Annotated in this window: 29 protein-coding genes, 1 other RNA gene and 2 pseudogenes; 19 read left to right on the plus strand and 13 right to left on the minus strand. The window is 68.4% G+C overall.

The window, feature by feature from the left end:
- Window positions 1–7 precede the first annotated feature (7 nt).
- Genes AVL48_RS30310 through AVL48_RS30330 form a run of 5 tightly spaced genes read left to right on the plus strand, consistent with a single transcriptional unit; the run spans window position 8 to window position 5,525 of the window.
- Window positions 8–1,390, plus strand: a complete 1,383-nt coding sequence (locus tag AVL48_RS30310; RefSeq protein ID WP_061989204.1) for an extracellular solute-binding protein — start codon at window positions 8–10, stop codon at window positions 1,388–1,390.
- Window positions 1,391–1,394: 4 nt separating this feature from the next.
- On the plus strand, window positions 1,395–2,384 hold the full coding sequence (locus AVL48_RS30315; RefSeq protein ID WP_061989202.1) for a carbohydrate ABC transporter permease: 990 nt from the start codon (window positions 1,395–1,397) through the stop codon (window positions 2,382–2,384).
- Window positions 2,381–3,274 carry a carbohydrate ABC transporter permease gene (locus AVL48_RS30320; protein ID WP_061989200.1) on the plus strand — a complete coding sequence of 298 codons (894 nt, stop codon included), beginning with the start codon at window positions 2,381–2,383 and terminating at the stop codon, window positions 3,272–3,274. The genes AVL48_RS30315 and AVL48_RS30320 overlap by 4 nt, the downstream gene beginning before the upstream one ends.
- On the plus strand, window positions 3,271–4,536 hold the full coding sequence (locus AVL48_RS30325) for a 6-phospho-beta-glucosidase (RefSeq protein ID WP_061989198.1): 1,266 nt from the start codon (window positions 3,271–3,273) through the stop codon (window positions 4,534–4,536). Before AVL48_RS30320 ends, AVL48_RS30325 begins: the two co-directional genes overlap by 4 nt.
- Entirely contained in the window at window positions 4,521–5,525 is a 1,005-nt protein-coding gene (locus tag AVL48_RS30330; protein WP_082857796.1) for an N-acetylglucosamine kinase, read from the plus strand. Before AVL48_RS30325 ends, AVL48_RS30330 begins: the two co-directional genes overlap by 16 nt.
- A 64-nt stretch (window positions 5,526–5,589) precedes the next feature.
- Here the strand turns inward: AVL48_RS30330 and AVL48_RS30335 are convergent, their stop codons facing one another.
- From AVL48_RS30335 to AVL48_RS30350, 4 genes are all read right to left on the minus strand, one after another.
- The gene (locus tag AVL48_RS30335) at window positions 5,590–6,114 is read right to left on the minus strand and encodes an SRPBCC family protein (protein ID WP_061989196.1); all 525 of its coding nucleotides are present in this window, start codon (window positions 6,112–6,114) and stop codon (window positions 5,590–5,592) included.
- Window positions 6,111–6,446 (minus strand): ArsR/SmtB family transcription factor, encoded by a 336-nt coding sequence (locus AVL48_RS30340; RefSeq protein WP_061989234.1) that lies wholly within the window; start codon window positions 6,444–6,446, stop codon window positions 6,111–6,113. Before AVL48_RS30340 ends, AVL48_RS30335 begins: the two co-directional genes overlap by 4 nt.
- 69 nt (window positions 6,447–6,515) lie before the next feature.
- Window positions 6,516–7,883 (minus strand): GntT/GntP/DsdX family permease, encoded by a 1,368-nt coding sequence (locus tag AVL48_RS30345; protein WP_061989194.1) that lies wholly within the window; start codon window positions 7,881–7,883, stop codon window positions 6,516–6,518.
- The gene (locus tag AVL48_RS30350; protein ID WP_061989192.1) at window positions 7,883–8,374 is read right to left on the minus strand and encodes a gluconokinase; all 492 of its coding nucleotides are present in this window, start codon (window positions 8,372–8,374) and stop codon (window positions 7,883–7,885) included. Before AVL48_RS30350 ends, AVL48_RS30345 begins: the two co-directional genes overlap by 1 nt.
- A gap of 127 nt (window positions 8,375–8,501) precedes the next feature.
- On the opposite strand from AVL48_RS30350, the gene AVL48_RS30355 reads away from it, so the two are divergent.
- The 4 genes from AVL48_RS30355 (at window position 8,502) to AVL48_RS30370 (ending at window position 11,887) form a co-directional block, all read left to right on the plus strand.
- Window positions 8,502–9,173 (plus strand): FadR/GntR family transcriptional regulator, encoded by a 672-nt coding sequence (locus AVL48_RS30355; protein ID WP_061989191.1) that lies wholly within the window; start codon window positions 8,502–8,504, stop codon window positions 9,171–9,173.
- Between the two features lie 52 nt (window positions 9,174–9,225).
- Complete coding sequence (locus AVL48_RS30360) at window positions 9,226–10,167, plus strand: cobalamin biosynthesis protein CobD/CbiB (protein ID WP_061989232.1); 942 nt, start codon at window positions 9,226–9,228, stop codon at window positions 10,165–10,167.
- A 122-nt stretch (window positions 10,168–10,289) separates the two neighbouring features.
- The gene (locus AVL48_RS30365) at window positions 10,290–10,676 is read left to right on the plus strand and encodes a YciI family protein (RefSeq protein ID WP_061989189.1); all 387 of its coding nucleotides are present in this window, start codon (window positions 10,290–10,292) and stop codon (window positions 10,674–10,676) included.
- The gene (locus AVL48_RS30370; RefSeq protein ID WP_061989187.1) at window positions 10,673–11,887 is read left to right on the plus strand and encodes an RNA polymerase sigma factor; all 1,215 of its coding nucleotides are present in this window, start codon (window positions 10,673–10,675) and stop codon (window positions 11,885–11,887) included. The genes AVL48_RS30365 and AVL48_RS30370 overlap by 4 nt, the downstream gene beginning before the upstream one ends.
- Before the next feature lie 43 nt (window positions 11,888–11,930).
- Here AVL48_RS30370 and AVL48_RS30375 read toward each other — a convergent pair whose 3' ends face one another.
- The 4 genes from AVL48_RS30375 to AVL48_RS30390 form a co-directional block, all read right to left on the minus strand.
- Window positions 11,931–12,518, minus strand: coding sequence for a TIGR03086 family metal-binding protein (locus tag AVL48_RS30375; RefSeq protein ID WP_061989185.1), 588 nt, complete (start codon window positions 12,516–12,518; stop codon window positions 11,931–11,933).
- Between the two features lie 136 nt (window positions 12,519–12,654).
- A complete protein-coding gene (locus AVL48_RS30380; RefSeq protein WP_061989181.1) occupies window positions 12,655–13,275 on the minus strand; it encodes an FMN-binding negative transcriptional regulator in 621 nt (206 codons plus the stop codon).
- 54 nt (window positions 13,276–13,329) lie between these two features.
- The gene (locus AVL48_RS30385; protein ID WP_061989180.1) at window positions 13,330–14,151 is read right to left on the minus strand and encodes an SURF1 family cytochrome oxidase biogenesis protein; all 822 of its coding nucleotides are present in this window, start codon (window positions 14,149–14,151) and stop codon (window positions 13,330–13,332) included.
- A gap of 23 nt (window positions 14,152–14,174) precedes the next feature.
- Entirely contained in the window at window positions 14,175–14,636 is a 462-nt protein-coding gene (locus tag AVL48_RS30390) for a low molecular weight protein-tyrosine-phosphatase (RefSeq protein ID WP_061989178.1), read from the minus strand.
- A gap of 130 nt (window positions 14,637–14,766) precedes the next feature.
- On the opposite strand from AVL48_RS30390, the gene AVL48_RS30395 reads away from it, so the two are divergent.
- Window positions 14,767–15,087 carry a hypothetical protein gene (locus AVL48_RS30395; protein WP_061989176.1) on the plus strand — a complete coding sequence of 107 codons (321 nt, stop codon included), beginning with the start codon at window positions 14,767–14,769 and terminating at the stop codon, window positions 15,085–15,087.
- Window positions 15,088–15,175: 88 nt separating this feature from the next.
- Here the strand turns inward: AVL48_RS30395 and AVL48_RS30400 are convergent, their stop codons facing one another.
- Window positions 15,176–15,733 carry a chorismate mutase gene (locus AVL48_RS30400; protein WP_061989174.1) on the minus strand — a complete coding sequence of 186 codons (558 nt, stop codon included), beginning with the start codon at window positions 15,731–15,733 and terminating at the stop codon, window positions 15,176–15,178.
- Between the two features lie 31 nt (window positions 15,734–15,764).
- Between AVL48_RS30400 and AVL48_RS30405 the strand changes: the two genes are divergently transcribed.
- The 4 genes from AVL48_RS30405 to AVL48_RS30420 all read left to right on the plus strand — a co-directional run bounded on the left by AVL48_RS30405 (window position 15,765) and on the right by AVL48_RS30420 (window position 20,314).
- The gene (locus AVL48_RS30405) at window positions 15,765–16,586 is read left to right on the plus strand and encodes a Nif3-like dinuclear metal center hexameric protein (RefSeq protein WP_061989172.1); all 822 of its coding nucleotides are present in this window, start codon (window positions 15,765–15,767) and stop codon (window positions 16,584–16,586) included.
- 15 nt (window positions 16,587–16,601) lie between these two features.
- Window positions 16,602–17,339 (plus strand): zinc ribbon domain-containing protein, encoded by a 738-nt coding sequence (locus AVL48_RS30410; RefSeq protein WP_061989170.1) that lies wholly within the window; start codon window positions 16,602–16,604, stop codon window positions 17,337–17,339.
- Window positions 17,336–18,463, plus strand: a complete 1,128-nt coding sequence (locus tag AVL48_RS30415; RefSeq protein WP_177242382.1) for a bifunctional RNase H/acid phosphatase — start codon at window positions 17,336–17,338, stop codon at window positions 18,461–18,463. The genes AVL48_RS30410 and AVL48_RS30415 overlap by 4 nt, the downstream gene beginning before the upstream one ends.
- A 114-nt stretch (window positions 18,464–18,577) precedes the next feature.
- Window positions 18,578–20,314, plus strand: coding sequence for a hypothetical protein (locus AVL48_RS30420; RefSeq protein ID WP_061989168.1), 1,737 nt, complete (start codon window positions 18,578–18,580; stop codon window positions 20,312–20,314).
- 55 nt (window positions 20,315–20,369) lie between these two features.
- Here AVL48_RS30420 and sfnG read toward each other — a convergent pair whose 3' ends face one another.
- Together sfnG and AVL48_RS38690 are read right to left on the minus strand one after the other, a co-directional pair.
- Entirely contained in the window at window positions 20,370–21,497 is a 1,128-nt protein-coding gene (sfnG, locus tag AVL48_RS30425) for a dimethylsulfone monooxygenase SfnG (RefSeq protein ID WP_061989166.1), read from the minus strand.
- 33 nt (window positions 21,498–21,530) lie between these two features.
- Window positions 21,531–21,944: pseudogene (locus AVL48_RS38690) on the minus strand (LuxR C-terminal-related transcriptional regulator); the annotation flags it as partial.
- 59 nt (window positions 21,945–22,003) lie between these two features.
- Between AVL48_RS38690 and AVL48_RS40325 the strand changes: the two are divergent.
- Window positions 22,004–22,192 (plus strand): hypothetical protein, encoded by a 189-nt coding sequence (locus AVL48_RS40325; RefSeq protein ID WP_244162662.1) that lies wholly within the window; start codon window positions 22,004–22,006, stop codon window positions 22,190–22,192.
- Here the strand turns inward: AVL48_RS40325 and AVL48_RS30435 are convergent.
- Both AVL48_RS30435 and AVL48_RS30440 read right to left on the minus strand, forming a co-directional pair.
- Window positions 22,172–22,591, minus strand: a complete 420-nt coding sequence (locus tag AVL48_RS30435; RefSeq protein WP_244162661.1) for a zf-HC2 domain-containing protein — start codon at window positions 22,589–22,591, stop codon at window positions 22,172–22,174. The two genes, AVL48_RS40325 and AVL48_RS30435, sit on opposite strands and share 21 nt — an antisense overlap.
- A gap of 11 nt (window positions 22,592–22,602) precedes the next feature.
- Window positions 22,603–23,169 carry a sigma-70 family RNA polymerase sigma factor gene (locus AVL48_RS30440; RefSeq protein WP_061989160.1) on the minus strand — a complete coding sequence of 189 codons (567 nt, stop codon included), beginning with the start codon at window positions 23,167–23,169 and terminating at the stop codon, window positions 22,603–22,605.
- Window positions 23,170–23,426: 257 nt separating this feature from the next.
- Between AVL48_RS30440 and AVL48_RS40620 the strand changes: the two genes are divergently transcribed.
- From AVL48_RS40620 to AVL48_RS30455, 4 genes and pseudogenes are all read left to right on the plus strand, one after another.
- A complete protein-coding gene (locus tag AVL48_RS40620; RefSeq protein WP_279626672.1) occupies window positions 23,427–23,561 on the plus strand; it encodes a hypothetical protein in 135 nt (44 codons plus the stop codon).
- An 18-nt stretch (window positions 23,562–23,579) separates the two neighbouring features.
- Window positions 23,580–24,077: pseudogene (locus tag AVL48_RS30445) on the plus strand (DUF4142 domain-containing protein); the annotation flags it as partial.
- Window positions 24,078–24,515: 438 nt separating this feature from the next.
- Window positions 24,516–24,915, plus strand: an RNA gene (gene rnpB, locus AVL48_RS30450) — RNase P RNA component class A.
- Window positions 24,916–25,401: 486 nt separating this feature from the next.
- Window positions 25,402–26,265, plus strand: a complete 864-nt coding sequence (locus tag AVL48_RS30455; protein WP_061989158.1) for an SCO6745 family protein — start codon at window positions 25,402–25,404, stop codon at window positions 26,263–26,265.
- The last annotated feature ends 85 nt before the right edge of the window (window positions 26,266–26,350 follow it).

Raw genomic sequence — 26,350 nt, forward strand, 5'->3', positions numbered from 1 at the left:
GAGGGTCATGAGTTCCACGACCCAGGTTCGGAGAAGTGGCCGCCGTTGGCGCGGCTCGATAGTGCTCGGCGCGGTCACCGTCGCCGCACTGGTGTCCGCCTGTTCGGGCGCCGCAAGCGGCCCGAACGGTGGTTCGGGCGACGCGGCGGCCGCCCCGGCCGCGGACGCGAAGCTCACGCTGACCGTCTACAGCAAGTTCACCGACCGCGAGTACAACGTGGTCACCGCCGGGCTCAACAAGCTCAAGGCGAAGTTCCCGAACATCGAGATCAAGCACGAAGGCCAGCAGGACGACGACAAGATCACCCAGTCCATCCGCGGCGGCAACCCGCCGGACGTGGCGATCTCGTTCTTCACCGACAACCTCGGCGCGTGGTGCTCCACCGGCAGCTTCCAGGATCTCAAGCCCTACATCGACCGCGACAAGATCGACCTGACGCAGATCCCCGACGCGGTCCGCAGCTACACCGAGTTCCAGGGCAAGCGCTGCGCCATGCCGCTGCTCGCCGACGTCTACGGCTTCTACTACAACAAGGACATGTTCGCGGCGAAGGGCATCACGTCGCCGCCGAAGACGACCTCGGAACTGTTCGAGGCCACCAAGAAGCTGACCGAATTCAACCCCGACGGCTCGATCAAGGTCGCCGGCTTCATGCCGTCGATGCCCTTCTACGCCAACATGGCGCAGTACTGGGCCCCGAACTTCGGCGCCAGCTACCTCGGCCCCGACGGACAGTCGCACCTCGCCGACAGCCCCGAGTGGAAGGCGATGTTCGACTTCCAGAAGCAGCTGGTCGACTTCTACGGCGGCCACGCCAAGGTCGAGCAGTTCAAGGCAGGCCTCGGCGAGGAATACTCGGCGGACCACGGGTTCCAGCGCGGCAAGCTCGCGATGATGATCGACGGCGAGTACCGCACCGCGTTCATCAAGGACCAGGCGCCCGAACTGAAGTTCGGCACCGCGGCCCCGCCGGTGCTCGACAGCAAGCCGGACCGTTACGGCGGCGCGTTCACCACGGGTACGATCATCGCGATCCCCAAGGGCGCCAAGAACCCCGGCGCGGCTTGGGAACTGATCAAGCAGGTCACCCTCGACACCGCCACCCTGGTCGACCTGTCGAACGGGCTCAAGAACGTGCCCAGCACCAAGGCCGCGCTGACCGACCCGAAGCTGGAGGTCACGCCGGAGTTCAAGACGTTCCTCGACCTGTACAACGGCGGGAAGCTGCTGCCGAACCCGTCGACCCCGATCGGCGACGCACACCTCAAGGCCGTCAACGACTTCGCGGAAAAGTGGCAGGCGGGGAACATCCCCGACATGGTCGCCGGCCTGAAACAGGTCGACGCGCAGATCAACGACGAGCTGGCCCAGAAACGCGCCGGCGGCTGATCGCATGACCACGACCCTGGATTCCAGGGCGGTCGGTTCCCCTTCCGCGTCCACCCGGACGCGGAAGGGGAACGCAGCGCGCCGCCGTCGCACCGTCTTCTATTTCATCGCCCCGGCGATGCTCGGGTTCCTGATCTTCTTCGGGTACCCGCTGATCGCCACGGTGTACTACTCCTTCACCCGTTACGACCTGATCAACGCGCCGGAATTCATCGGCTTCGACAACTACATCCGGATGTTCACCAGCGAGCAGCTGGTCGGCACCGCCGCGTACAACACGCTGTGGCTGGTGATCGTCCTGACGTTCTGCCGGGTGGTGTTCGCCCTCGGCGTGGCGTCGATCATCTCCCGGCTGAAGTCGGGCATCGGCCTGGTGCGGACGCTCTGCTATCTGCCGTCGCTGGCTCCGCCCGCCGCGGCGACCCTGGCGTTCGTGTTCCTGTTCAACCCGGAATACGGGCCCGTCAACGCGTTCTTGCGCGTGGTCGGCGTCGACGGCGGACTGTGGTTCAACGACCCGGCGATGTCGAAGCCCGCGCTGACCCTGCTGGTGATGTGGGGTTCGGGCGAGCTGATGATCATCATCCTGGCGGCACTGCTCGACGTGCCGCAGGAACAGTACGAAGCCGCTCAGCTCGACGGCGCCGGGCCGGTCCGCCGGTTCTGGCACGTCACGCTCCCGTCGATCTCGCCGGTGCTGCTGTTCGGCATCGTCAACTCGATGATCTTCGCGCTGCAGTTCTTCACGCAGGCGATCGTCGCGGGTTCGGCGGCCGCGGGCGCGGCCGACGTCGCGGGCAACACGAAATTCATCGGCGCACCACAGAACTCGACGCTGACCTATCCGGTCTGGCTGTACGTGCAGGGTTTCCGGTACTTCAACATGGGCTACGCGGCCGCGATGGCGGTCCTGCTGTTCATCGTTTCGGCCGGCTTCACCTGGATTCTCGTGCGGCAGCTTCGCAAGACCCAGCACCAGGAGGAAGGCGGATGATCACGCTTTCGGAGACCCGCAGACGGGCACCGGTGACCGAACCGCCGCGGGTGCGGGTGCGGCGTCAATGGGACAAGAAGCTGTACTGGATCGCGACGCACAGCCTCGGCATCGCGATGGGCGTGATCTTCATGCTGCCCATCCTGTTCGTGTTCCTCACCGCGGTGATGTCCAGCGACCAGGCGCTTTCGTCGAATTTCTGGCCGAAGGAGTGGCACTTCGAGAACTTCATCGAGGTGTTCGAAAAGGCGCCGCTGCTGCAGTACTTCGGCAACAGCATGCTGTATTCGACGCTGGCCACCCTCGGGGCGCTGATCTCGGCGATCCCGGCGGCGTACGCGTTGTCGAAATTGAAGTTCCGCGGACAGAACCTGTTCTTCATGCTGACCGTGGCCGCGATGATGCTGCCGCCGCAGGTCACCGTCGTGCCGCTGTACGACCTGTGGGTGCGGCTCGGGTTCACCGGGACGCTGGTCCCGCTGATCGTGCCGTACTTCTTCTTCGACGCGTTCTCGATCTTCCTGCTGCGGCAGTTCTTCCTCACCATTCCGAAGGACTACCTGGAGGCGGCGAAGATCGACGGCTGCAACGAGTTCCAGGCGATGGTCAAGGTACTGATCCCGATGGCGAAACCGGGTATCGCGGCGACGGCGATGTTCTGCTTCCTGTTCACCTGGAACGACTACTTCGGTCCGTTGCTCTACACCGGTGAGACCCGGGACAGCTGGCCGCTTTCGCTGGCCATCGCGTCGTTCCGCGGGATGCACCACGTGGAATGGAACCTCACCATGGCGGCCACCGCGCTGATCATGCTGCCGGTGATCGTGCTGTTCGTGTTCGCGCAGAAGTCCTTCGTCAAGGGCATCACATTCACAGGGGTCAAGGGATGAAACTGGCAGTCGTCGGTGGTGGGTCCACCTACACACCCGAGCTGATCGACGGGATCGCCGGACGGCGGTCCACTTTGGACGTCGACGAGATCGTGCTGATCGATCCGGACGCCTACCGGGTCGAGGCGGTCGGTGATTTCAGCAACCGGTTGCTGAGCCACGCCGGACATCCGGCGCGGGTCCGGACCACCGCCAATCTCGAAGAAGGCGTCGAGGGCGCCTCGGCGGTGCTGATCCAGTTGCGGGTCGGCGGGCAGCGCGCGCGGCGCGGGGACGAGACCTTCCCGCACGCCTGCGGCTGTGTCGGGCAGGAGACCACGGGAGCTGGAGGCCTCGCGAAGGCGTTGCGCACCGTGCCGGTGGTGCTCGACATCGCCGACAGGGTAAGGAAAATCGCCGGAGACGACACCTGGATCGTCAACTTCACCAACCCGGTCGGCATCGTCACGCGCGCGCTGCTGAACGAGGGGCACCGCGCCGTCGGGCTGTGCAACGTCGCGATCCACCTCCAGCGGACGTTCGCACATCTGCTCGGCGCCGGGGTCGACGACGTCAAACTCGTGCACACCGGCCTCAACCACCTGAGCTGGGAACGCCAGGTGCTCGTCAACGGCGAAGACCGGCTGCCGGAGTTGCTCGCGGAACACGCGGAGTTCCTCGGTGAGCACGTCACCGCGCCGGTGGAATGGATGCGGCGGATGAACGTCGTGCCGTCGTACTACCTGAAGTACTACTACGGGCACGACGAGCAGGTCATGAAGCAGCGCACCGAGCGGCCGCGCGCGGACGTCGTCAGCGACGTCGAGGAGGAACTGCTCAAGGTGTACCTCGACCCGGAGGTGGTGACCAAGCCGGAGCAGCTGGAAAAGCGGGGCGGTGCCTACTATTCCGAGGCCGCGGTGCAGCTCGTGCACGCGCTCACCTCGGGCGGGCCCGCGGAGGAGCATGTCGTCAACGTCCGCAACGAAGGGACGTTCGACTTCCTGCCGGACGACGCCGTCATCGAGGTTCCGTCCCTTGTGGACGCCAAGGGGCCGCGGCCGATCCCGCAGCAGCCGGTGGAACAGCGATTCGCCGGGCTCATCGCCGGGGTGACCGCCTACGAGCAGCTCGCGCTGGAAGCGGCCATCAAGGGCGGGCGGGACCGGGTGGCCGACGCGCTGCTCGCGCATCCGCTGGTCGGCCAGTACAGCAAGGCGGACCAGCTCGCGGACACGCTGGTGCAGATCAATCGCCAGTTCCTGCCGTGGGCGGGGGCATGACGGCCGGCCCGACCGACGTCGTCGTCGCGATCGACGGGGGCAACAGCAAGACCGACGTCCTGATCGTCTCCCGGGACGGGCGGGTGCTCGGGCAGTCGCGAGGACCGGGCGCGTCCCCCCAGAACATCGGGGTCGACGCGAGCGTCCGCGCGCTGGAGAAGCTGGTGTTGGAGGCCCTTCGCGGGGCAGGGCTTCCCGACGAGCGTCCGTTCGCGACGCATACGTCGGCCTACCTCGCGGGACTGGACTTCCCTCAGGAGGAAGCGATCCTGCACGCGGCGCTGGCCGTGCGCGGCTGGAGCGACACGCTGATCGTCGGCAACGACACGCTCGCGCTCCTGCGCGCGGGCAGTTCCGACGGGACCGGTGTGGCGGTCGTGTGTGGTGCCGGGATCAACGGCGCCGGGGTCAGCGCCGACGGCCGCGAGCACCGGTTTCCCGCACTGGGCAAGATCTCCGGCGACTGGGGCGGTGGCTACCGGCTGGGCGAGGAAGCGCTGTGGTGGGCCGTCCGCTCCGAGGACGGGAGGGGCCCGGGTACGGCCCTGCAGACCGCCGTCGCCGCGCATTTCCAGGCCTCGTCGGTGCTGGAAGTGGTGCAGCGCCTGCATTTCGAGGAGCTGCACACCGATGCGATCCACGGTCTGTGCCCGCTGCTGTTCGCCGTCGCGGCGGGCGGCGACGAGGTGGCGCAGGACGTGGTCGACCGGTTTGTCGAAGAGGTGGCCCTGCTGGTCGCGGTCATCCTGCGGCGGCTCGAACTGACCGAGGAGGCACCGGAGGTCATCCTCGGCGGGGGAGTGCTGACCGGGGTCGGCGCGCAGGTGATCGCGGAGATCGAGCGGCGGTGCCTGAAGGTGGCGCCACGCGCCGCGATCCGCGTCGTCGACGTCGCCCCCGTGGTCGGCGCGGCACTGTTCGCCCTGGACACCATCGGTGCGGCCGACACGGCCAAGGCCGCGCTGAAGGCCGCGACCAAACGGGTCTGAATGTCCGTGAAGGCCTCCTTCCCTACTCTCAAGGTAGGGAAGGAGGCCTTCACGGACTATCGGCTCAGGAAGCGGCGGGGACGAGCGGTTCGTCCGTCTCCAGCAGCGACTTGAGGTCCGACAGGATCCACGGCCAGCCACCACCGGCGTTCTCGCCCGGTCCGGCGTTGATGTCCTCCTGCGAGCCGTTGACCAGCGCGGCCGTCGCGGGCGCGTCGGTGACGTCGTGGGTGACGGTCAGGCGAGTGCCCGCGGTCTTCGTCTCTTCGATCTCATAGGTGATCTTGGTGTGCGGCTCCTTGGCAAAGGACGGGTCCATCAGCAGCTTCCAGGTGATGACCAGCTTGCGCGGTGGATCGACCTCGAGGACTTCGCCTTCGACGAGGTCGTTCGTGAACCCGGCTTGGACGTAATCCGGTGTGGGGTGGGTGGCGTGCTTGCCACCCGGCCGCAGGTCGTAGTCGACGAGCCCGGTGTAACCGTATTTCCGCGACCATTCGGGCTTCGTGATGGCGTCCCAGATCTTCTCCGGCGTGGCCTTGATGTAGACGCGGTAGACCTGAGTGGCGGCAGCGGTGGTTTCGGTCATGATGGCTCCTCGGCTTCGGGCGATTCGAGTTCGGCTTTGAGATCGAGCAACGCGGTCACGGTGCGCTCGGTGAACTTGTCGATCCACCGGTCGTGGATCTGCCGGATCGGTACCGGGTTGAGGAAGTGCTTCTTCTCCCGGCCCTCCTTGCGCGTGATGACAAGTCCGGCTTCTTCCAGCAGTTTCAGATGCTTCATCACGCCGAACCGGCTCATGTCCACTTCGGACTCGAGTTCGGTCAGCGTGCGGCCGTCCCGCGCGAACAGCTGGTCGAGCAGGAACCGGCGGGTCGGATCCGCCAGGGCCTTGAAAACCAGGTCGTCGTCGGGCACGTCGAAAGAATAGGTGACCAAAAGGTCACGTGTCAACCGGAACTTTCCGTGAAGCGCGCGAAGGCCGCGCTACAAGAGCGCGCCCAGCGGCAGGATGAGCGCGATCGCGACCACGGAGATGATCGTCTCCATGATCGACCAGCTCTTCAGCGTCTGGCCGACCGAAAGCCCGAAGTACTCCTTGACCAGCCAGAAACCGGCGTCGTTGACATGCGAGAAGAACAGCGACCCGGCACCGATCGCCAGCACCAGCAGTGCGCTGTGCGACGGGTCCATCGTCGCCGCGAGCGGCGCCACGATGCCTGCCGCGGACACGGTCGCGACCGTCGCGGAACCGGTGGCGAGCCGGATCGCGACCGCGACCAGCCAGCCGAGCAGCAGCGGCGAGAGGTTCGCGCCGGTCGCCAGTCCGGTGATGACGTTGCCGACCCCGGCGTCGACGAGGGTCTGCTTGAATCCGCCGCCCGCGCCGACGATGAGCAGGATCCCCGCGATCGGCGGGAGCGAGTCGCCGATGGTGGACGACAGCTTGCCCCGGGTGAAGCCGGCGGCCCGGCCGAGGGTGAGCATGCCGAGCAGGACGGCGGCGAGCAGGGCCACCAGCGGGTCGCCGATGAAGTCGAGCACGCGACGGACGTGGTTCTCCTTCTCCAGCAGGATGTCGGCGAGTGCCTTGCCCATCATCAGCACGACCGGCAGCAGCACGGTCGACAGCGTCGCCAGGAAGCCGGGACGGCGTCCGTCCGAAGAGGACGATTCCGGGACGAGCCGTTCGGGTGCGACGGCGTCCGGCACCATTTTCGCGGCCAGCCTGCCGAACAGCGGTCCGGCGATGATCACCGTCGGGATCGCGACGAGCAGGCCGAAGGCCAGGGTGAGGCCGACGTTCGCGTTCAGCGCGCCCGCGGCGGCGAGCGGACCGGGGTGCGGCGGGACGAGGCCGTGCAGCACCGAAAGCCCGGCGAGGGCCGGAATGCCCAGCAGCAGCAACGGTTTCCCGGTGCGCCTGGCGACCAGCAGGATCACCGGGATCAGCATGACCAGGCCGATCTCGAAGAACATCGGCAGCCCGATCAGCGCGGCGACCAGCGCCATCGCCCACGGCAGGGTGCGGTCACCCGCGCGGCGCAGGATGGTGTCGACGATCTGGTCCGCGCCGCCGGAGTCGGCGAGCAGTTTGCCGAGCATCGCGCCGAGCGCGATCAGCACGCCGACCGAGGCGACGGTGGAGCCGACGCCGGAGCTGAAGCTCTTGATCAGCTTGTCCACCGGCATGCCGCCGACGAGCCCGAGTGCGCCGGAGCCGAGGATCAGGGCCAGGAACGGATGCAGTTTCGCCTTGGTGATGAGAACGACGATCACGGCGATGGCGAGCACCGTCGCGCCGATGAGGCGGGTGTCGTGTCCGGTCCAGGCGGCGGCGAGAGTGGTGGTCATCAGCGGTCCTCGAAAGCGGAAAGGGCGGTGTCGACGATCTCTTCCGGCTTCTTCGCGATGTCGGCGACGAGGCCGAATTCGTCCGGCCGCAGCGGTTCGAGGTCGGCGAGCTGGGAGTCCAAAAGGGACACCGGCATGAAATGCCCGGAGCGGGTCTTCATCCGGTCCGCGAGCAGCTCGCGGTCACCGTGGAGATGAAGGAACCAGACGTTCCCGCCGCCGCGCAGGATGTCGCGGTAGCGATACTTGAGAGCGGAAGAGGTCACGACGCCGCCGGAGGACTGGTGGTCGGCGATCCAGGCGGCGATGGCTTCGAGCCAGGGTTGCCGGTCTTCGTCGTTCAGTGGGTGGCCGGAGCTCATCTTGTCGATGTTCGCCTTCGGATGGAACGTGTCCGCTTCGGCGTAGTCGACGCCCAGGCGCTCGGCGAGTGCCGTGCCCACGGTCGTCTTGCCCGAGCCGGAAACGCCCATCACCACGATGACGGTCATCCGTACCTCCCACGTCGTTGTAGCCGGGACGAGTACAGCTCAAAAGTACTACTTAAGCAATATGAAGTACTACTTAATCGAATCAGAACGCTAGGGTGCCCTGGTGGCCAAGGACAGGCATGCCGAAATGCTCGACGCGCTCGGCTCCGCGATCGCGAACGGAGAGGTTCCGCCGGGTGCGGTACTGCGCTCCGACGAGCTCCAGGAGCGGTTCGGCGCCTCCCGCACGGTGGCGCGTGAGGTCGTCCGCGTGCTGGAGACGATGTGCCTGACCAGCAGCAAACGCCGGGTCGGGGTGATCGTGCGTGAGCCGGGGGAGTGGAACCACTACGACCCGAGGCTGATCCGCTGGCAGCTCGACGGCGCCGAGCGGAAGACCGCGCTGCGCACGCTGACCGAGTTGCGCTCCGCCGTCGAGCCCAGCGCCGCCCGCTTCGCCGCGCTGCGGGCGACACCGGAAGAGGGCGGCCGCCTGCGCGCGCTGGCCAGGCGACTGGAAGAGACCGCTCACCAGCGTGATCTCGTGACCTTCCTCGGCCACGACGTCGCTTTCCACGACCTGCTGCTGGCCGCTTCACGGAACCCGATGTTCGCGCAGCTTTCCGCGGTCGTCGCCGAAGTGCTCGCCGGGCGCACCGGGCACGGGCTGATGCCGGAGGAACCGCAGCCCGAGGCCGTCGCACTGCACGTCGAGGTCGCGGCCGCCGTCGACGCCGGTGACCCTGACCGGGCCGAACGCGCGATGCGGGACATCGTCAGCCAGGCACGTGACGAGATGGCCGTCCTCCTGGACGGATGATCTTCGAGTAACCTCTGCAGGTCTTCGAGGGAACTGCATGCAGGGGGCGACGGTGAGCGCGGCACGCGCGATCGGTTTGGTGTTGGGGGTGGCCGCGGACGGGGCGATCGGGAATCCCCGATCGCGGCGGCCGGTGACGGCGTTCGCCCGGGCGGCCTCGGTGATGGACGCGAAGGTCCGGTCGAAGCATCCGGTGGCCGGAGTGCTGTGGACCGGCGGTCTCGCGGGCTCCGCCGTGCTGGCTGGGGTGCTCGCCGAACGCGCCGGACGGCGCAGCCCCGTCCTGCAGGCGACCACGACCGCGGTGACCACCTGGGCCGTCCTCGGCGCCGCCGGCTTGGCCGCGCATGGCACGTCACTGGCGCGGGACCTCGAAGAAGGCGAACTCGAAACCGCGCGCGGCACACTGTCCACACTGGACCCCCGGGTCGCCGACGACCTCGGCGTCATCGGCCTTTCGCGCGCTTCGGTGGAGACACTCGCCGAGAACACCGCGGACGTCGTCATCGCGCCGCTGATGTGGGGAGCGCTGGCCGGTGTCCCCGGCCTGCTCGGCTCGCGCGCGATCAGCCTGCTGCGCGGCCTCGGCCGGGGGCGGCCCGAGCCGTATCGCTGGTTCGTCGCCCGGCTGGATGAAATCGTCCACCTCGTGCCCACCCGGATCGCGGCCGGGCTGACCGTGCTCGCGGCCCCGGTCGTCGGCGGCTCGGCGGGCGGCGCGTGGCGGGCGTGGCGACGGGACACGACCGCGCACCCGAGCCCGAACGCGGGCCGCGTCGAGGCGGCGTTCGCCGGGGCGCTGGAGATCCGGGTCGGCGGGCGGACGGTGTACCCGCACGGCGTCGAGGAACTGCCGGTGCTCGGCATCGGCCGCAACCCGGACGCCGGGCACGTGACGCGGGCGGTGGAGCTTTCGCGGGTGGTCGGGTGGCTGGGCGCGATCAGCTCGGTGGTGCTGGCCGCCCTCGTCGGTCTGCGGCGGCGGCGCGGATAGCGACGTCATCTGAAGGAGGCTTTGCCTTCCTCCTGGACGTCGGTCGACTCGGGCCTGTCGAGTTACGGTCTGCCTGTTCGTCATCCTCTGCGAACGATCGGTTTCGGCTGGCTGGAGGACTCGTGCAATATCTGCTCCTGATCTACAACTGCAAGCGACCGGAGCCCGATGACCCCGCCTTCCCCGAGGCGCTGGCCAGGGTGAACGCGTTCGCCGACGAATGCCGCCGCCGCGGTGCCTTCGTCGGCGGGCACCCGCTACGGCCGGAAAGCACGGCTACCGTCGTCGAGGTCCGGGGTGGTAAGACGCTCGTCACCGACGGGCCGTTCGTGGAAACCCACGAGCACCTCGGCGGCTATTACGTCCTCGACTGCCGGAACCTCGACGAGGCCCTGGAGCTGGCCGCCCTCTGTCCGCTGGCGAGCGAGGGCTCCATCGAGGTGCGGCCGATCGCCGGTGTTCCCGGTCTCGATCACCGGCCGTCGGATCCGGTGGCCGCCGCCGAATGACGGCCGAGGTGGTGGGGCGGGTGTTCCGCGAACACCGTGCCCGGATGCTCGCTGCGCTCGTGCGCGTGCTCGGCGACTTCGAACTCGCCGAGGACGCGTTGCAGGACGCGTGCGCGCAGGCGCTGCGCCGCTGGTCCGAGCCGCCGGACGATCCGGTCGCCTGGCTGCTCACGGTGGCGCGCAACAGCGCCATCGACCGGCTGCGGCGGGCTCGGCTCGGCCGGGAGAAGCAGGAGGAGGCGGTCGTGCCGACGGAGGCGACGATGCCTGGATTCGACGAGAAACGGCTGCTCGCCGTGGGCGACGAGCGGCTGAGCCTGATCTTCACCTGCTGCCATCCCGCGCTGGCGGAGGAGGCACGGATGGCGCTCACGCTGCAGGCCGTCGCCGGGCTGACCGCGGCGCAGATCGCGCGGACCTTCCTGGTCACCGAAGCGGCGCTCGCGCAGCGGCTGGTGCGGGCGAAACGGAAGATCCGCGACGCCGGGATCGGGCTGGAGGTCCCGGCCGATCACCTGCTGCCCGAACGGCTGTCCGGCGTGCTGTCGGTCGTGTACTTGATCTTCACGCAGGGCTACACCGCCGACGACGCGGTGGTGCGACGGGAGGCGATCCGGCTCGCCAGGCTCCTCGCCTCCCTCATGCCCGACGAACCCGAAGCGCTCGGCCTGGTCGCGTTGCTGCTGCTGCACGACTCGCGGTCCGCCGTCCGCCGCGACGGTGGCGGTGACCTCGTCCTGCTGGCGGATCAGGACCGGTCCGGCTGGGATCATGACGAGATCGCCGAAGCGGTCGGCGTCCTCGACCGCGCGCTGCGCCACGGGACGCCCGGGCCTTATCAGATCCAGGCCGCCATCGCGGTGCTCCACGCGCAGGCACTGTCCACAGCGGACACCGACTGGGCCGGGATCGCCGCGCTCTACGGTGAACTGCTGGCGCTCACGCCGTCGCCGGTGGTGGCGCTGAACCACGCGGTCGCCGTCGCGATGGCCACGACGCGGGAGGAAGGACTCGCCCTCATCGACCGGATCGACGGTCTGGAGGGCTACCACTTGTTCCACGCCGCACGCGCGGATCTGCTTCGCCGCCTGGGCCGGCGCGACGAGGCGATCACCGCGTACCGCCGCGCGCACGACCTCGCCACCGACCCGGGCGACCGGCGATTCCTCATCGGACGGCTGCGGTCACTCGATTCCCCGGAGAGGTCCTGAGACCGTCCGCCGGGGCGGGAGGAGGCCTCCCGCCCCAGCGGCGTCAAGCGGGTACCGGCTGCCAGGCCGCCCGGCCGAGGAACGCCAGCAACCGGGTCTGCTCGTCGGCGTCCGCGGGTGGGGTGAGCTCCGGCCCGAAGAATCCGCGACGGCGCACCACATGGGACTGTGCCCAGTCGAACGCGATGTCGACGAGCGGGGGCGCCAGCCGGACGTCCATCCCGAGGGCGTACCCGATGTCCCAGGTGTGGGCGATGTGGTCGGTGATCAGCAGGGTGACGATCGCGGCCAGCGGGACTTCGCCGATTCCCGTGATCGAGGTGATCCTGGCGAGCGCGTCCGGCGTCAGCACCGCGACCGACTCCTCGCGTGCCGCCCGCCAGGTGCGCAGCGGATCGTCCGCGGCCAGCACCGCCGGATGCGGCGCGCCCGGCGCGCCCGCCGGTTCCTCGTAGTCCTCGCCGGTCGCCCAGGCGCGGATCTGGTGCTGGCCCCAGATCACGTGCCCGGCGACGTCGCGCACCGACCACTCGGCGCACATCGACGGCCTGTCCCACTGATCCGGCCGGACCGCCGCGAGGACCGCGTCGAACCCGTCCTGCGCGTGCCGATACGACTCCATCGTTTCCATCGCTGTTCCCTTCCTTCGGGATGTCGTGCATCCCGAGGACGAACGGGAGGGGCGCGGCTCGACACCGGAAAGGGAGCAAGGGACCTTTGCTATCGCCGGGGCCGCTGACCTGCGGAAAGAGAGCAGGGGACCTTTGCTATCGCTCCCGCCGCGCCAGCTGCGCCCGCGCCAGGGCGTCCAGCGGATCGCCGCGCCGCTCGAGCTCCGCGTCGATCCGCGACCGGTCGGCGGGCTGCTTGTTCCCGCCGTACTTGAACTTCGCCCGCACCCCGGTCACGGTCAGCTCGACGCCGCGGATGCCGGGCATAAGCCGCTTGTCCGGTGCTTCGGTGGCACTCACCGCGACCCGGCCACCGGACGGCTCGAAGTGCGCGAGCTGCCGGTTCAGGAGCGCTGCCTTCTCCGCGGCGTCGTCGATCAGCCGGACGTCGCATTCGAGCTGGACGGACGCGTAATACGAGGTCGGGACGCCACGCGCGGGGTCGGCCGGGGTGTTCCAGCCGGAGCGGATGTAGGTGTGGTCGCCGGTCACCGACAGCAGTGCGCGCGGGTGTTCCTCCAGCAGCGGCCAGACCGGGTTGGGGCGCGCGAGGTGCAGCAGGACCGTCCGGTCGCCGTCGTAGACGAAGTGCACCGGGTTGACGACCGGCAGGTCACGACCGGTGCCGCCGGCGATGAGCTGGCCGAAGTCGTGTCCGGAGAGCCAGGCTTGCCATTCGGCGTCGTCGTGGGCGGCGTCCCACGGGTGAATCAGCATGATCGAATACGAACACGGTAAATGGCCTCATAAAAGGGCCATTTTCGCGTCAAATCAGGTGGCCACTTCGGAACGTTCGTCCTCGGCGAGCAGCTCGGCGACGCTCTTGCGGCGCTGCGGCCGTTCCGTGGTCAATGCCCCGCCCGGCTTCAGCTCGCGGACGGTGAAGTACAGCCAGCCGAGCAGCGCCATCGCCCCGAAGGCGATCCACTGGAGCGCGTAGGAAAAGAACGGGCCGGCGTCGGTCTTCGGCAACGGCAGCGCGCCCAGCACGCCGGGCTGGTTCACGTCGAGCTGGAAATAGCCCGGCCGGATGTCCAGCTTCGCGGCCCGCGCGACGACCTGGGAATCGACGACGTAACTCTGCAGCTTCCCGCCGGTCGATTCGTCGGCGAAGGCGTCGCGGTTCTTCCCGTCCTTCTCGTCCTGACGCGCCCGCGTGACGATGTCGACGGTTCCGGTGGGCGGCGGGTCGAAGGGCAGGGCGCGGGACTTCTCGTCGAGCCGCACGTACCCGCGGTCCACCAGCACCACGGTGCCGTCGACGGTCCGGAACGGCGTCAGCACCTCGAAGGCCGCTTCGCCCTGGATGGAGCGCAGACGGGCGACGACCTCGCCCTCGGGAAGGTACGTGCCCTTCAGCGAGACCAGGTGCCATTCGGTGCGCTGGTCAGGGGCGGCGCCCGCGGGAAGCAGCTCGTCCAGCGGCTTCGGTTGCCCGGTGAACGACTCCCGCAGCGCCGTGTTCTGATGCTCGCGCTCCGCGTCGCGGCTGAACTGCCACGGCGCCAGCAGGGTGAAGCAGCACGCGGCGAAGGTGAACACCACCAACGTCAACGCCAGCCACCCGGGCTTCAGCAGGAACTTCAACCGCACCCCACCACGGTAAGCGGTCCGCCTCAGGCGTGTGCGCGCACCCAGTCGAGCAGGCCCGGAACGGACCGCTCGATCATGCCGAGGACGTCCTCGAAACCGTCGTCCTCGCCGTAGTACGGGTCCGGGACTTCGGCGCCTTCGGGTGCCGACGGATCGAACTCGCGCAGCAGGCGGACCTTCGACGGGTCCGACACCTTCCGCCGGAGAAAGGACAGGTGACTCTCGTCCGCGGCGAGCAGCAGGTCGGCGGCGAGATGCCCGCGGTCGACCTCGGCCGCCACGTGGCCGGTCGGGTACCCGTGCTCCGCCAGCTTCGCGCGGGCCCGCTTGTCGGCGGCCTCCCCGACGTGCCAGCCACCGGTGCCCGCGCTGGACACCTGGACGAGGTGATCGAGACCGGCCTCCTCGACCTTCGTGCGGAAGACGAGCTCGGCCATCGGTGAGCGGCAGATGTTGCCGGAACAGACGAAGACGATGTGCAGCACTCGATCAGTGTGACCGCAGAGAGAGATCGACCGCTCACCGGCTCCGAACGGCAACCGGGCGCGCGAAGCTGGAAAGCCGGGGCGAAGCGGGAGTAGACCTCCTGAAGAGAAACACGCAGGAAGGTCGCGTATGAGCGCACCAACACCCGCCGTCGAATCCCCGGCAACCGGGCTTCGCTGGTACCGCATCACCGTCAAGCATCCGCACCCCTACGAGGTCGGGCGGATCCTCTCGGAGCATCACTTCGTCCAGGCGAGATCGCCGAAAGAGGCGATGACCAGGATGCCGCTGCATCTCCGGTCGAGCGCTTCCGTCGCGCCGTACCAGGTCGACCACTCCGACGTCCCCGATCACGCGACGAAGGCGTACCGGGCGATGCGGTGGACGGGCCGCGTGATGCGCGCGGCCGGCCGCTGGGCGGTCAACAAGGACGCGAAGGCGCTGTACTGACCCGGGAGCGACAGCAAAGGTCCCTTGCTCTCTTTCCGCAGGTCAGCGGGGTCGGCGATAGCAAAGGTCCCTTGCTCCCGCCCCGCGGTCAGGGGCGGGAGCAGGCCGACCGGACCGACTCCCCGAGCGCCACCGAGTGCAGGCGGTCCAGCTCGCGCCGCGCGTCCACCAGCCGCACTGTGACGTCGAGCCGCACGTCGCAGGACCGCCGCGCCCGCGCGTCCCGGGTCTGCGCGAGTTCCGTGAGCAGCCCCGCGTTGAGCCGGTCGATCACCGGCCGCACCTCGGTCGCGAGGTCGGGCCGTTCGGGCGGTCGCGAGCCGGGGTCCTCGGTCCACCGCGCGTACAGGCCGCGCTGCACGAGCTTGTTCGCCTCGATCTGGTCGCGGAAGAACCGCACCGCGTCGGCCGCGCCGAGACCGAGACCCGGCGCCTTCGCCGCCACCGAGTCGAGGATCCGCTGTTCGCGCACCGGGTCGTCGATGGGGGACGGCGTGCCGAATTTCGCGGCCGCGACCTTGTCGGCGATCTGCACGCGCTGAGCGGCCAGGTCGGTCAGGGACCAGAAACCCGGAGACGCCGAAGCAGGCGCGGGCACCGCCGGCGGTCCGGCCACGAGCAGCGCGCAGAGCACCCGAAGTCGCATGCCCGGAAACGCTACATGCGAAAATCCCCGGGTGCCCGCGCTAGCCGAAGTCATCGCCGCCCTCGAGCAGGCGTACCCGCCCGAACTCGCCGAATCGTGGGACGCCGTCGGACTCGTCTGCGGCGACCCGGCCGAGAACGTGGACAAGGTCCTGTTCTGCGTCGACCCGGTCGACGAAACCGTCGAAGAGGCGATCGACGGCGCCGCGCAGCTCATCGTCGCGCACCATCCGCTGTTGCTGCGCGGCGTCCACGGTGTCCCGGCCGACAGCACCAAGGGCCGCCTCGTGCATCGCCTGATCCGCGCCGGCGTCGCCCTCTACTGCGCGCACACCAACGCCGATTCCGCGTCGCCCGGCGTCTCCGACGCGCTCGCCGCGGCCATCGGCCTGACCGTCCTCGGCCCGCTCGATCCGCGCGAGGACGGCGTCACCGGCATCGGCCGCATCGGCGAACTGCCCTCGCCGGAACCGCTCTCCGCTTTCGTCGAACGCGTCGCGAAAGCCTTGCCGCGTACGGAACCCGGCGTCTACGGCGCGGGCGACCCGGACCGCCTCATCCGTCGTGTCGCCGTTTCCGGCGGCTCCGGCGACAGTTATCTCAAGCGGGCCACCGCCGCCGGGGTCGACGCGTACGTCACCGCCGATCTCCGGCACCATCCGGCGGGCGAGCACCTCGCCGACATCGCCGAAGTCCCCGCCCTGGTCGGCGTCACGCACTGGGCGAGCGAATGGCCGTGGTGCGAGCAAGCCTCGGCCGTCGTCCGCGCCGCGTTTGCGGGTAACGTCGACCTTCACGTCTCCACGAGGTGCACCGACCCGTGGACGCTACGGGCCACCCGAACCGAGCACTAAGAATCAAGGAGCACCGTGAAGGCTGACCCCGCCATCCAGCGCCAGCTGCTCGAACTCGCGAAGGTGGACGCCGAACTTTCGCGTACCGCCCACCGCCGCCGCACCCTGCCCGAAATCGCCGAGATCGACGCGGGCGAGAAAAAGGTCCGCGAACGCCGCGACGCGCTGGTCTCGGCCCAGACCGCGGCGTCCGACCTCGACCGCGAGATCGCCCGCCAGGAAAAGGAGATCGAGTCGGTGCGCGCTCGCGGGGACCGCGACCGCAAGCTGCTCGAATCCGGTTCCGTCGCGGCGAAGCAGATGACCGACATCGAGCACGAGCTGAACAGCCTCACCCGGCGTCAGTCCGCGCTCGAAGACGATCTGCTCGAACTGATGGAACGCCGCGAGGCCCTCGAACTCGACGCCCAGCGCACCAGCGCCGAGGTCGCGAAAGCCGAGAACGAGGTCGCCGAGGCCATCCGCCGCCGCGACGAGCAGTTCGCCGACTTCGACACCACGCAGGCGCGCCGCGACGAAGACCGCGCCAAGCTCCTGCCGCGTTTCCCGGAAGACCTCATCAAGCTCTACGAGCGGGTCCGGGCGCACAAGGGCATCGGCGCGGCGTTGCTGCGGGCCCGCCGCTGCGGCGCCTGCCAGCTCGACATCGACCGCCGCGAGATCGCCGAGATCAAGGCCGCTCCCGAGGACAACGTCATCCAGTGCGAGAACTGCGGCGCCATTCTGGTCCGCACCCTGGAGTCCGGCCTGTGACCGAGCACGTGCTCATCGAGGCCGACGGCGGTTCGCGGGGCAACCCCGGGCCCGCCGGGTACGGCGCGGTCGTCAAGGACGCGGCCACCGGCGCGGTACTCGCCGAGCGCAAGGCCTACGTCGGCATCGCGACCAACAACGTCGCCGAGTACTCCGGCCTAATCGCCGGGCTCGCCGCGGCCGCCGAGCTCGGAGCGTCCACTGTGGACGTCCGGATGGACTCGAAGCTCGTGGTGGAACAGATGTCCGGGCGCTGGAAGGTCAAGCACCCGTCGATGCAGCCGCTGAACGCCGAGGCCAAGGAACTGGCGTCGCGCTTCTCGCGAGTGCGCTACGAATGGATCCCGCGCGCGGAGAACTCACACGCCGACGGGCTCGCGAACGAGGCGATGGACGCCGGGGCCGACAGCGGCCGGGCCACGGCGCCTGCCGAAGCACCGAAGATCGTGAAACAGGACAGGAACAGCCCGGTCGGCTGGACCGGTGCCACCGGGACACCGACCAAACTGCTCCTCGTGCGGCACGGCCAGACGGCGATGTCGGTCGAAAAGCGCTACTCCGGCCGCGGCGACGTACCGCTCACCGAGCACGGCAAGCAGCAGGCGGCCGCCGCCGCGAAACGCCTCGGCTCGATGGAGGGCCTGGTCGTCGACGGCGAAGCCGCGCCGATCATCGCCTCACCGCTGATCCGCACCCAGCAGACCGCGCAGGCGATCGCGGACGCGCTGGGCGGCCGGGTCGAAACCCATCCCGGGCTGATCGAGACCGACTTCGGCGACTGGGAAGGCCTCACCTTCAAAGAGGCCATGGACCGCGACCCGGAATTCCAGAGCGCCTGGCTTTCCGACACCTCGATCGCTGCGCCGGGCGGGGAGAGCTTCGATGGCGTCCACCGCCGGGTCCGCAAGGCCCGCGACGAGCTGATCGCGCGATACGGCGGGCGCACGCTCGTGGTGGTCAGCCATGTCACGCCGATCAAGGCGCTGCTGCGAATGGGCCTCGACGCCGGGCCGTCGCTGCTGTTCCGCCTGCACCTGGACCTGGCCTCGCTGTCGATCGTCGAGTTCTATCCGGACGGCAACGCGTCGGTCCGCCTGGTGAACGACATCTCGCACCTGTCCTGACGCGAAGAGTGTGGTGCGGATCACGGCTGGATATGACGCGTCGTCAGTCCCCGATGGGGTATTGGCTACAGTTTCCCGGCAAGGGCATGTGAACGAGAAGGCAAAGACGGGGACATGACGGCGAGCGCACTCAGCGAAGCTTCCGAAAGAGACGTGCCCGACCCGGCGGAGACGCCGGCCTCTCGCGGCGTGGCCGCCCGGATCGCGCCCTACCTGGCGATTCTCGCCGGAGTCGCGGCGGTCGCCTGGCACGCGACGCTGTACGGCCATTGGATCGTCGACGACGCGGCCATCACCTTCTCCTACGCGCGTAGCTTCGCCGACGGCATCGGCCCGGTACTGCAACCGGGGCAGCCGTCGGTCGAGGGGTGGTCGAACTCGACCTGGCTGGTGCTGCTGGCGGTCGGCAAGCTCGTCGGCGTCTTCGACAGCGGCATGCTGTTCGGCCTGCCCGACTACGTGTTGTTCCCGAAACTCCTCGGTCTCCTGTTCACCGCCGGGACGCTGGCGGCCTGCCACGTCGTGGCGAAGCAGGTCTTCGCGCGCTTCGCCTGGCTGGCGACGCTGGTGGTGGGGCTGACGCTCGCCGCGATCCCGTCCTTCGTCATCTGGACCATCTCCGGACTGGAGAACTCCCTGTTCGGGATGGCGGTCGCCTGGCTCGCCGCGCTGCTGTTCGTCGCGGTGCGCAAGGACAGGGTGCTCACCGCGAAGGTCGCCATCTGGTCCGGGGTGCTGGTCGCGTTCGCCGCGCTGACCCGCCCCGAAGGCCTGATCTACGGCGGCGCGTACCCGCTCGTCGTGCTGTTCCAGCTGCGCAAGCCGCTACTGGGGCAGAGCGTCAAGTTCGTCGTGGTCTCGGTGGTCGCGTTCGCGATCCCGTTCGGCGCGTACCTCGCCTGGCGGATCGCGGAGTTCGGCAGGCTGCTGGCGAACCCGTCCATCGCGAAGGGGCAGGGCCTGCCCGGCCTTTCGGCGCTGAAGCAGCCGTTCGAACTGGTCGGCTACGCGGGTGTCGCCGGGACGATCCTGCTGGCGCTGACCATCGGCTACGCGCTGTTCCGCGCGGAATGGCGCCGCAGCCTGATCGCGTTGCTGATGCCACTGGCGCTGGGCATCATCGCCTACGGCGTGATGGTTCCGGACTGGATGGGCCAGCACCGTTTCGCCACCCCGATCTGGATTCTCGCCGTCCTCGCGGGAACGCTGTCCGCGGGCGAACTGCTGCGCCGGTCGCGTGCGGTGCTGCGGACCGTCGTGGTCCTCGTGCTGGTCGCGGCCGCGATCCCGTCCGGGATGGGCTTCGCGTCGGCGTCGGAGAAGTTCCGCGAGGTCCCGACAGTGCCCGCGTGCCTCATCGCCGACCGCTTCGGCCGTGGTTTCAACACCCTCGCCGACATTCTCGGCCTGCAGCAGGCGTCGTTGCTGCTGCCGGACCTCGGTGGCTCGTCGATGACCAGCCGCCTCCACCTGGTCGACATGGCAGGGCTGGTCGAGGCGAACGTCGCGGACTTCGTCAAGAACGGCGATATGCCGGGGCTGAGCGACTACGTGTTCGAGCAGGTCAAGCCGACCTTCATTCACTCGTGGGGCCCGTGGGCGGCGGGGAACGGCATCACCGTCGATCCGCGCATCGACCGCGACTACGAGCCGATCTTCGTGTACCCGGGCAGCGGGCCGCGCAACGGTGACTTCGTGCGCAAGGACGCCGTTTCCAGCCCGGAGAAGCTGAAGGCCGCTCAGGACTACGCCACGAAGACCCTGCCGGACGTCGAGAAGGCGCGCTTCGGCGGACCGCTCAAGGACTGCGGGCCGACCATGCACCCCGGCGAGACGGTCTACCTCCCCTGACCACCCCACGCATTTAGTCCTCTGAATGCGGTAATTGCGCGTGCAAGGACCGCAACTAGAGGACTGAATGCGTCAGGGGTTCGGGGGTGGCGGCGCCTCGGTCCAGGTCCGCCTCCTTGGCCCGGATCACCGGCAGGACGTGCTTCCCGAAGTACTCGACGTCCTCCAAGTAGTGCAGGAAACCGAGCAGCAGCAGGTTCGCCCCGCGCTTCTTGTACTCGATGGCGCGGTCCGCGATCTGCTCCGGCGTGCCGATCAACCCGGTGCGGAAGCCGTCGTTGTACTGCACCAGATCCTTGAACTCCGAGTCGGCCCACATCCCCTTCTTGTCCGAAGTGGAGCTTCCCGCCTGCTTGACGGCGTTGCGGAAGCCCTCGACAGCCTCGGTATTCGCCTTCTCGACGATCTCGCGCAGCACAGCTTTCGCCTCACTCTCGGTCTCCCGCGCGATCAGGAACCCGTTGAGGCCGAAGCGGACGGCGTGATCGTTCTCGGCCGCGTAGCCCTGGACCTCCTCGACCTGCTCGCTGAAGCCGTCGAAGTCCTTGCCGTTGCTGAAGTACCAGTCGGAGACCCGGCCGGCGAGCTTCCGAGCCGCGGTGGAATTGCCGCCCTGGAAGATCTCCGGATACGGTCGCCCGACCGGTTTGGGTTTGATGTCGAAATCGTGGATCCGGTAGAAATCACCGTTGAATTCGGCGTGGTCGTCGGTCCAGAGTTCCTTCAGTACGCGAATGAACTCTTCCGAACGCCGGTACCGTTCGTCGTGTTCCAGCCACTGTTCACCGAGGTTCGTGAATTCGTCCTTGAACCAGCCGCTGACCACGTTGACCGCGGCGCGCCCGCCGGAGATCACGTCCGCGCTGGCGATGAACTTCGCGAGCACGCCCGGATGCCACAGTCCGGGGTGGACCGCCGCGATCACCTTCAGCCGCTGCGTCGCCAGTAGCAGCGCGAGACTGAATCCGGTCGATTCGTGCTGGTAGGCGGCACCGTAGCTGGCCGTGTAGCGGACCTGGCTCAGCGCGTAGTCGAACCCGCTGTTCTCCGCGAGGACGGCGAGATCCCGGTTGTACTCGTATCCCCAATCGGTGCGCTGCTCGATGTCGCTGGTGACCAGTCCACCGCTCACATTGGGGACCCAATAGGCGAATTTGAGTGGTTCGGCTTCGATTCCCGGCATGCTGCGGAGTGAACCCGCCGTCCCCGGAAACCGTCAATCGACGTCCACGCGCTGGGACCGGCCGAGCGCGGAACTCAATTCGGTCCTTCCGGTGATGCCCAGTTCCCGGTATGCCCCGGACAAATGCAGTTCGACGGTGCGGCGGGTCAGGTGCAGCGCTTCGGCGATCTCGCGGTTGGTGAGACCTTGCGACGCCATGAGCGCGACGCTGCTCGTTGTCCTTCGCCGTCGTCAGGCTCGCGCGGGTGGCCCGCAGCTCCTCGGCGGCCCGCCTCGCGAGGGCCGCGCCCCGCAGTGGTCGCTCGACCGCATGGCCTGCAGCAAGGTGGCGACCGCCTTCTCGCTCCGCCCGTGCCGGGCCTGCAGGGTGCCGAGTTCGGTCAACGCCTCGGCCAGCGCCAGTTTCGCGGTCGAGCCGCCGAGGAGGTCGACGGCCTTGGTGAGCAGGTCGGGCGACACCGCCGCTCAGCTGTGTCTCCATCCTGGACGCGGCCGCGATCGCGACGGTGAATCCGGCCGCCGCCGCCAGCTCGCCCGCCGCGGTGAGCACCGACGACTTGCCCATGCCGAACTCGCCGACCAGCACCACACTGGTGGCGTGCCCGCCGACGGCGGCCCGGAGCAGCCCGGTGATCGTGCCGAGTTCCCTGTCGCGACCCAGCAGCCCGGCGGCGCTACTGGAACACAAGCGGTAGCGGGAGTGATCGCTGGTCGGAGTCCGCTACCGGCCCGTCGTCGAGGGGAGTCGGGGACGAGATGTCCGGATCGGAGGAGTCGCCCCGGTATCGGCCGGAAGACCGGTGTGACGACATCAAGGCCGCGACGACGCACGCGAGAAGCACCGCCACGAGGTGGGCCGTGAGCATCGACAGCCGCCCGCAGCGCCGGACGACGATGCCGCCGGGACGGCGCGTGGCCGTGGCGCCGGGCGACAGGTAGCGCGGGGCGGCCTTCGCCAGCGCGCCTTCCACCGACGTGAACTCCGCGACCTGGCGGCCGCAGCGCTCACAGGCCTTCAAGTGTTTTTCGAAGGCGTATGCCTCGGCCTGATCGAGTACACCGAGCACATAGGCCGCGACATCGGTGTGTTTCACCTTGGGCTTCCTCATCGCGAACCCAGCTCTCCTAACGACCGTCGCAATGTCTTCATGGCCGCGTACAGCCGTGATTTGACCGTTCCCTCCGGGATTCCCAATATCACCGCCGCCTCCCGGACCGTATGTCCGGTCAGATACGTCTCGTAGATGACCGCCTGGTATTTGTGGTCCAGATATCGTAGCGCTTCGGAAATGACGAGCGCGGACAGTGACTGATCTGTCCGGTCCGCTGTTTCGGCGTTTTCGGAACTCTCCAGTTCGACCTCCTGTGGCCGGGCCCGCCGGTTTCGCCAGCCGTCGATCACGATCCGCCTCGCGACCGTGAGCAGCCAGCCGCGCAGCATTCCCGGCTCGCGGTTCAGGGTGCCCGAATGCTGCCAGGCGCGAATCAAAGTCTCTTGGACCACGTCCTCGGTCCACTGCTGATCGTGGCCGGTCAGGTGCAGGACCTGGTCGAACAGAGTTGGCCGAAAATCCTTGTACAGCAACGAAATCAACTCGTCGGACGGATCATCGGACCGGTCGTCCGTCTGGCGATCGCGGCCGAACCGGCATCCTCTGCCCACTGCTTCCATAAGGTTTTCAACCTCCCCGGCGGTGGAGGATTTCACGAGTCCGTACACCGTAGCGCAGACTATCCCCGTAAGCCATGTGCAGTAGTCCTCCATTCACAATTAGTGGCCCGGTACGTATGGCGACGATAAACGGTTCTAAAGCGATCTGTGATGCACATCACACTACCTTGAGTGTGCGGAGATCGAACCGGCCGCTCCGTTTCGCCGTACTTCCAGTGAGGCACTGAACGGCAATGGGCTGTACGGGGACGGGTGAAATGATCTATCGACTGCTCGGCATGGTGCTCGGTTGTCTTGCGATATGGGTCGGCTTGCCGACTCATGTCTACGCGGAAATCGACGCCCATGACCGTGAACTGCTCGTCGAGGTCCGGCAGGCGGGTCTGTGGTAAGGCCCGGCCAGTCGTCAGGCGGAACAACGCGGGAACGGGCAGCGGGTGCGCGAGGTCGGTCGCAAACTCGCGGAAGATCACGATCGTCTCCACGCACAGGTCCGCGAACTCGCTTCGAAGGTCCGCGTCGAACTCCCCGGCGAGCCGACCGAGGAACAGCGATCGTGGGTCGACGAGATCTCCGGTGCCGTCGGCGTCGACTTCGACCGCGTCTACGTCAACCGCGCCCGCGCCGCGCACGGGGGCATCTTCGGTCTCGCCGCCCAGGTCCGGGCGGCCACCCGTGACGACGCGATGCGTTCCTTCGCCCAGACGGCCGTCGACACCGTCATCCGGCACATGACCCGGCTCGAAAGCACCGGCATCGTCGAGACGACCTCGCTGATGGTCGTCTCCACCAGTGGCAACGAACTCGACGGCGGCGACATCTTGCTCGGCGTGCTCATGGTGGGCATCGCCGGCGGCGCGACCTTCGGCCTCGTGCGGGTGCTCGGCTCGCCGGGCAGGCACCCATGACGGCCTCACTGCTCGCCCGCATCCCGGCCCCTTCGCCGCACCACAGCGGGGTGCGGGACATCGCCACGCTTTATGACGAACATGGGGCAGGCCGTCCTCGACGACACCGGCGCCGTCCTCTTCCGCTACGAACACGACAACCCGCACAAGGCCCGCTCTGCCTGCCTCGGGGACCGCGCCGCGGTGTGGATCCCCATCACGACCGCGGGCACGCCGAGGGTGACCGGCATCGATCCCGCGCTCATCGGCACCGTCAAACGTCCCGAAGGTGCCAAACAGGTGACTTCGGCCGGGGTGGCCGCTCTGCAAATTCGCCAACGCGCGACCAGGGGAATGGACCGGACAGGGCACCGGCCACGCCTGGTTCGTCAGCAAACCCGACGGGCAACGCAACCTGAACTGCCTGCCCGCGCCCGTGCAGTAGGATTCGCCGACGGACGAGTCGGCGGGGCGGCCGCGAGCCGGGCGACCGGTTCGAGGAAAGTCCGGACTCCACAGGGCAGGGTGGTTGTTAACGGCAACCCGGGGCGACCCGCGGGAAAGTGCCACAGAAAACAGACCGCCTCCGCACGCTTTCGCGGGCGGAGGTAAGGGTGAAACGGTGGTGTAAGAGACCACCAGCGTCCTGGGTGACCAGGACGGCTAGGTAAACCCCACCCGGAGCAAGGTCAAGAGGGAGCCGCGAGGCTCCTGCGCAGGCGATCGAGGGCTGCCCGCCCGAGCCTGCGGGTAGGCCGCTCGAGCCCGTCGGCGACGGCGGGCCTAGATGGATGGCCGCCACTCGCGGAGCCGCAAGGCGAAGCGAGGACAGGATCCGGCTTACACGCCGGCTCGTCCGCACTCTTCGGTCCGTGAAGGCCTCCTTCCCTACCCTCAAAGTAGGGAAGGAGGCCTTCACGCCTTCAGCGCGGGTTAGAGCGGGGTCGGCGGCGGAAACCCGGTGGCCGTGAGTGGCGATTCGGGTCAGAGCGGACTCGCGTGCAGTACATGATGGCCCCCTTCCTTGCGCTAGGCGCAAGGAAGGGGGCCATCATGTACTGGGGAAGGGGGCCTTCACGCGCCGCGCTGCCACCCGACTCACCCGCCGCAGGCACCTCAACGCTGCCATCAGCCTCAACGATGCGGATGTCTCGAGCGCCTGCCTGGGGCGATGAGCGTCTCAAGCCTGGCGCTCGCGACCCCTCAACGCCCGAATCGCCACTCACGACCACCGCGACCCGGTCCCGACCCGCCGTCGACCTGGGAAGTGATAGCAAAGGTCCCTTGCTCCCTTTGGCCCCTTCGGACGCTGCGCCCCCCGTCTACTTGCCGGTAGGGTGCCCTCATGGGCGAAGCGAGTCGCGTCACGGGACGGTTCCGCGGGACGTTCGATGTACTGCATTCCCTCAGCTACTTCGCACCCGAAACGGAAGCCGCGCTCACCGACGCGGGCCTCCGGCCAGGTCGCATGACCTATTTCGCCGGGCGCGCGGCACCGATGGGCGCGGTGGGTCCCGGCGTCGCCGCCGCCACCTTCTACAACTTCAATCCGGAACTGGTCGCCCGCCACCTCCCCCGCGCGTGGACGCTGGCCTCCCCGGACCGGATCATCGAGGCCCGGTTCGAAGCCGTCGACGCGGCGCTGACCCGGCTGCTCGGCAAGGACGTCCTGGACTCCGAAGAAGTCGCCGAAGCCGCCGAACTCGCCCGTGAGGCGACCGCGGGCTGTCAGGCCGACGGCCGTCCGCTCTACGCCGGGCACGCCGACCTCGACTGGCCGAGCGAGCCGCATCTCGTCCTCTGGCACGCCATCACGCTGTTGCGTGAGCACCGCGGTGACGGCCATATCGCCGCCCTCGTCGTCCACGGCCTCAACGGGCTCGAAGCCCTCGTCACGCATACCGCCACCGGCAAGGGCTTCCTGCCCGAGGCGGCCAAGGTGTCCCGCGGGTGGAGCGACGAGCAGTGGGCCGCAGCGGCCGACGGGCTCCGCGAGAAAGGCCTCCTCGACGCCGACGGCGGTCTCACCGAGGCCGGGAACGATCTCCGTGAGCGGATCGAAGCCGCCACCAACGCGGCGTCTACCGGGCCATGGGAGCACCTCGGCGAGGAGAAGACCGCGCGCCTTCACGAGCTGTGCGGTCCGTTGAGCCGTCAGGCCGTCGCGGCGGGCGCTTTTCCCGCGAATGTGTTCTCTACGGGCAGATAATCACGCTGTGTAGTGAAAACACGGGTCCGATTTTGGCGTTGGGTAACGGAAGCGTGACTTTCCCTTGATCGGTGCCCATGATTTT

Origin of the sequence: Amycolatopsis regifaucium (assembly GCF_001613935.1) — a bacterium.
In the GTDB taxonomy this organism is placed as follows: Bacteria; Actinomycetota; Actinomycetes; order Mycobacteriales; family Pseudonocardiaceae; genus Amycolatopsis; species Amycolatopsis regifaucium.

What these genes read in the sequence shown, in the direction of transcription:
- AVL48_RS30310 (WP_061989204.1), top strand. Translation starts at nt 8, where the DNA reads ATGAGTTCCACGACCCAGGTTCGGAGAAGTGGCCGCCGTTGGCGCGGC.
- AVL48_RS30315 (WP_061989202.1), top strand. Translation starts at nt 1,395, where the DNA reads ATGACCACGACCCTGGATTCCAGGGCGGTCGGTTCCCCTTCCGCGTCC.
- AVL48_RS30320 (WP_061989200.1), top strand. Translation starts at nt 2,381, where the DNA reads ATGATCACGCTTTCGGAGACCCGCAGACGGGCACCGGTGACCGAACCG.
- AVL48_RS30325 (WP_061989198.1), top strand. Translation starts at nt 3,271, where the DNA reads ATGAAACTGGCAGTCGTCGGTGGTGGGTCCACCTACACACCCGAGCTG.
- AVL48_RS30335 (WP_061989196.1), bottom strand. Translation starts at nt 6,114, where the DNA reads ATGACCGAAACCACCGCTGCCGCCACTCAGGTCTACCGCGTCTACATC.
- AVL48_RS30345 (WP_061989194.1), bottom strand. Translation starts at nt 7,883, where the DNA reads ATGACCACCACTCTCGCCGCCGCCTGGACCGGACACGACACCCGCCTC.
- AVL48_RS30350 (WP_061989192.1), bottom strand. Translation starts at nt 8,374, where the DNA reads ATGACCGTCATCGTGGTGATGGGCGTTTCCGGCTCGGGCAAGACGACC.
- AVL48_RS30355 (WP_061989191.1), top strand. Translation starts at nt 8,502, where the DNA reads ATGCTCGACGCGCTCGGCTCCGCGATCGCGAACGGAGAGGTTCCGCCG.
- AVL48_RS30370 (WP_061989187.1), top strand. Translation starts at nt 10,673, where the DNA reads ATGACGGCCGAGGTGGTGGGGCGGGTGTTCCGCGAACACCGTGCCCGG.
- AVL48_RS30375 (WP_061989185.1), bottom strand. Translation starts at nt 12,518, where the DNA reads ATGGAAACGATGGAGTCGTATCGGCACGCGCAGGACGGGTTCGACGCG.
- AVL48_RS30380 (WP_061989181.1), bottom strand. Translation starts at nt 13,275, where the DNA reads ATGCTGATTCACCCGTGGGACGCCGCCCACGACGACGCCGAATGGCAA.
- AVL48_RS30395 (WP_061989176.1), top strand. Translation starts at nt 14,767, where the DNA reads ATGAGCGCACCAACACCCGCCGTCGAATCCCCGGCAACCGGGCTTCGC.
- AVL48_RS30400 (WP_061989174.1), bottom strand. Translation starts at nt 15,733, where the DNA reads ATGCGACTTCGGGTGCTCTGCGCGCTGCTCGTGGCCGGACCGCCGGCG.
- AVL48_RS30420 (WP_061989168.1), top strand. Translation starts at nt 18,578, where the DNA reads ATGACGGCGAGCGCACTCAGCGAAGCTTCCGAAAGAGACGTGCCCGAC.
- sfnG (WP_061989166.1), bottom strand. Translation starts at nt 21,497, where the DNA reads ATGCCGGGAATCGAAGCCGAACCACTCAAATTCGCCTATTGGGTCCCC.
- AVL48_RS30440 (WP_061989160.1), bottom strand. Translation starts at nt 23,169, where the DNA reads ATGGAAGCAGTGGGCAGAGGATGCCGGTTCGGCCGCGATCGCCAGACG.
- AVL48_RS40620 (WP_279626672.1), top strand. Translation starts at nt 23,427, where the DNA reads ATGATCTATCGACTGCTCGGCATGGTGCTCGGTTGTCTTGCGATATGG.
- AVL48_RS30455 (WP_061989158.1), top strand. Translation starts at nt 25,402, where the DNA reads ATGGGCGAAGCGAGTCGCGTCACGGGACGGTTCCGCGGGACGTTCGAT.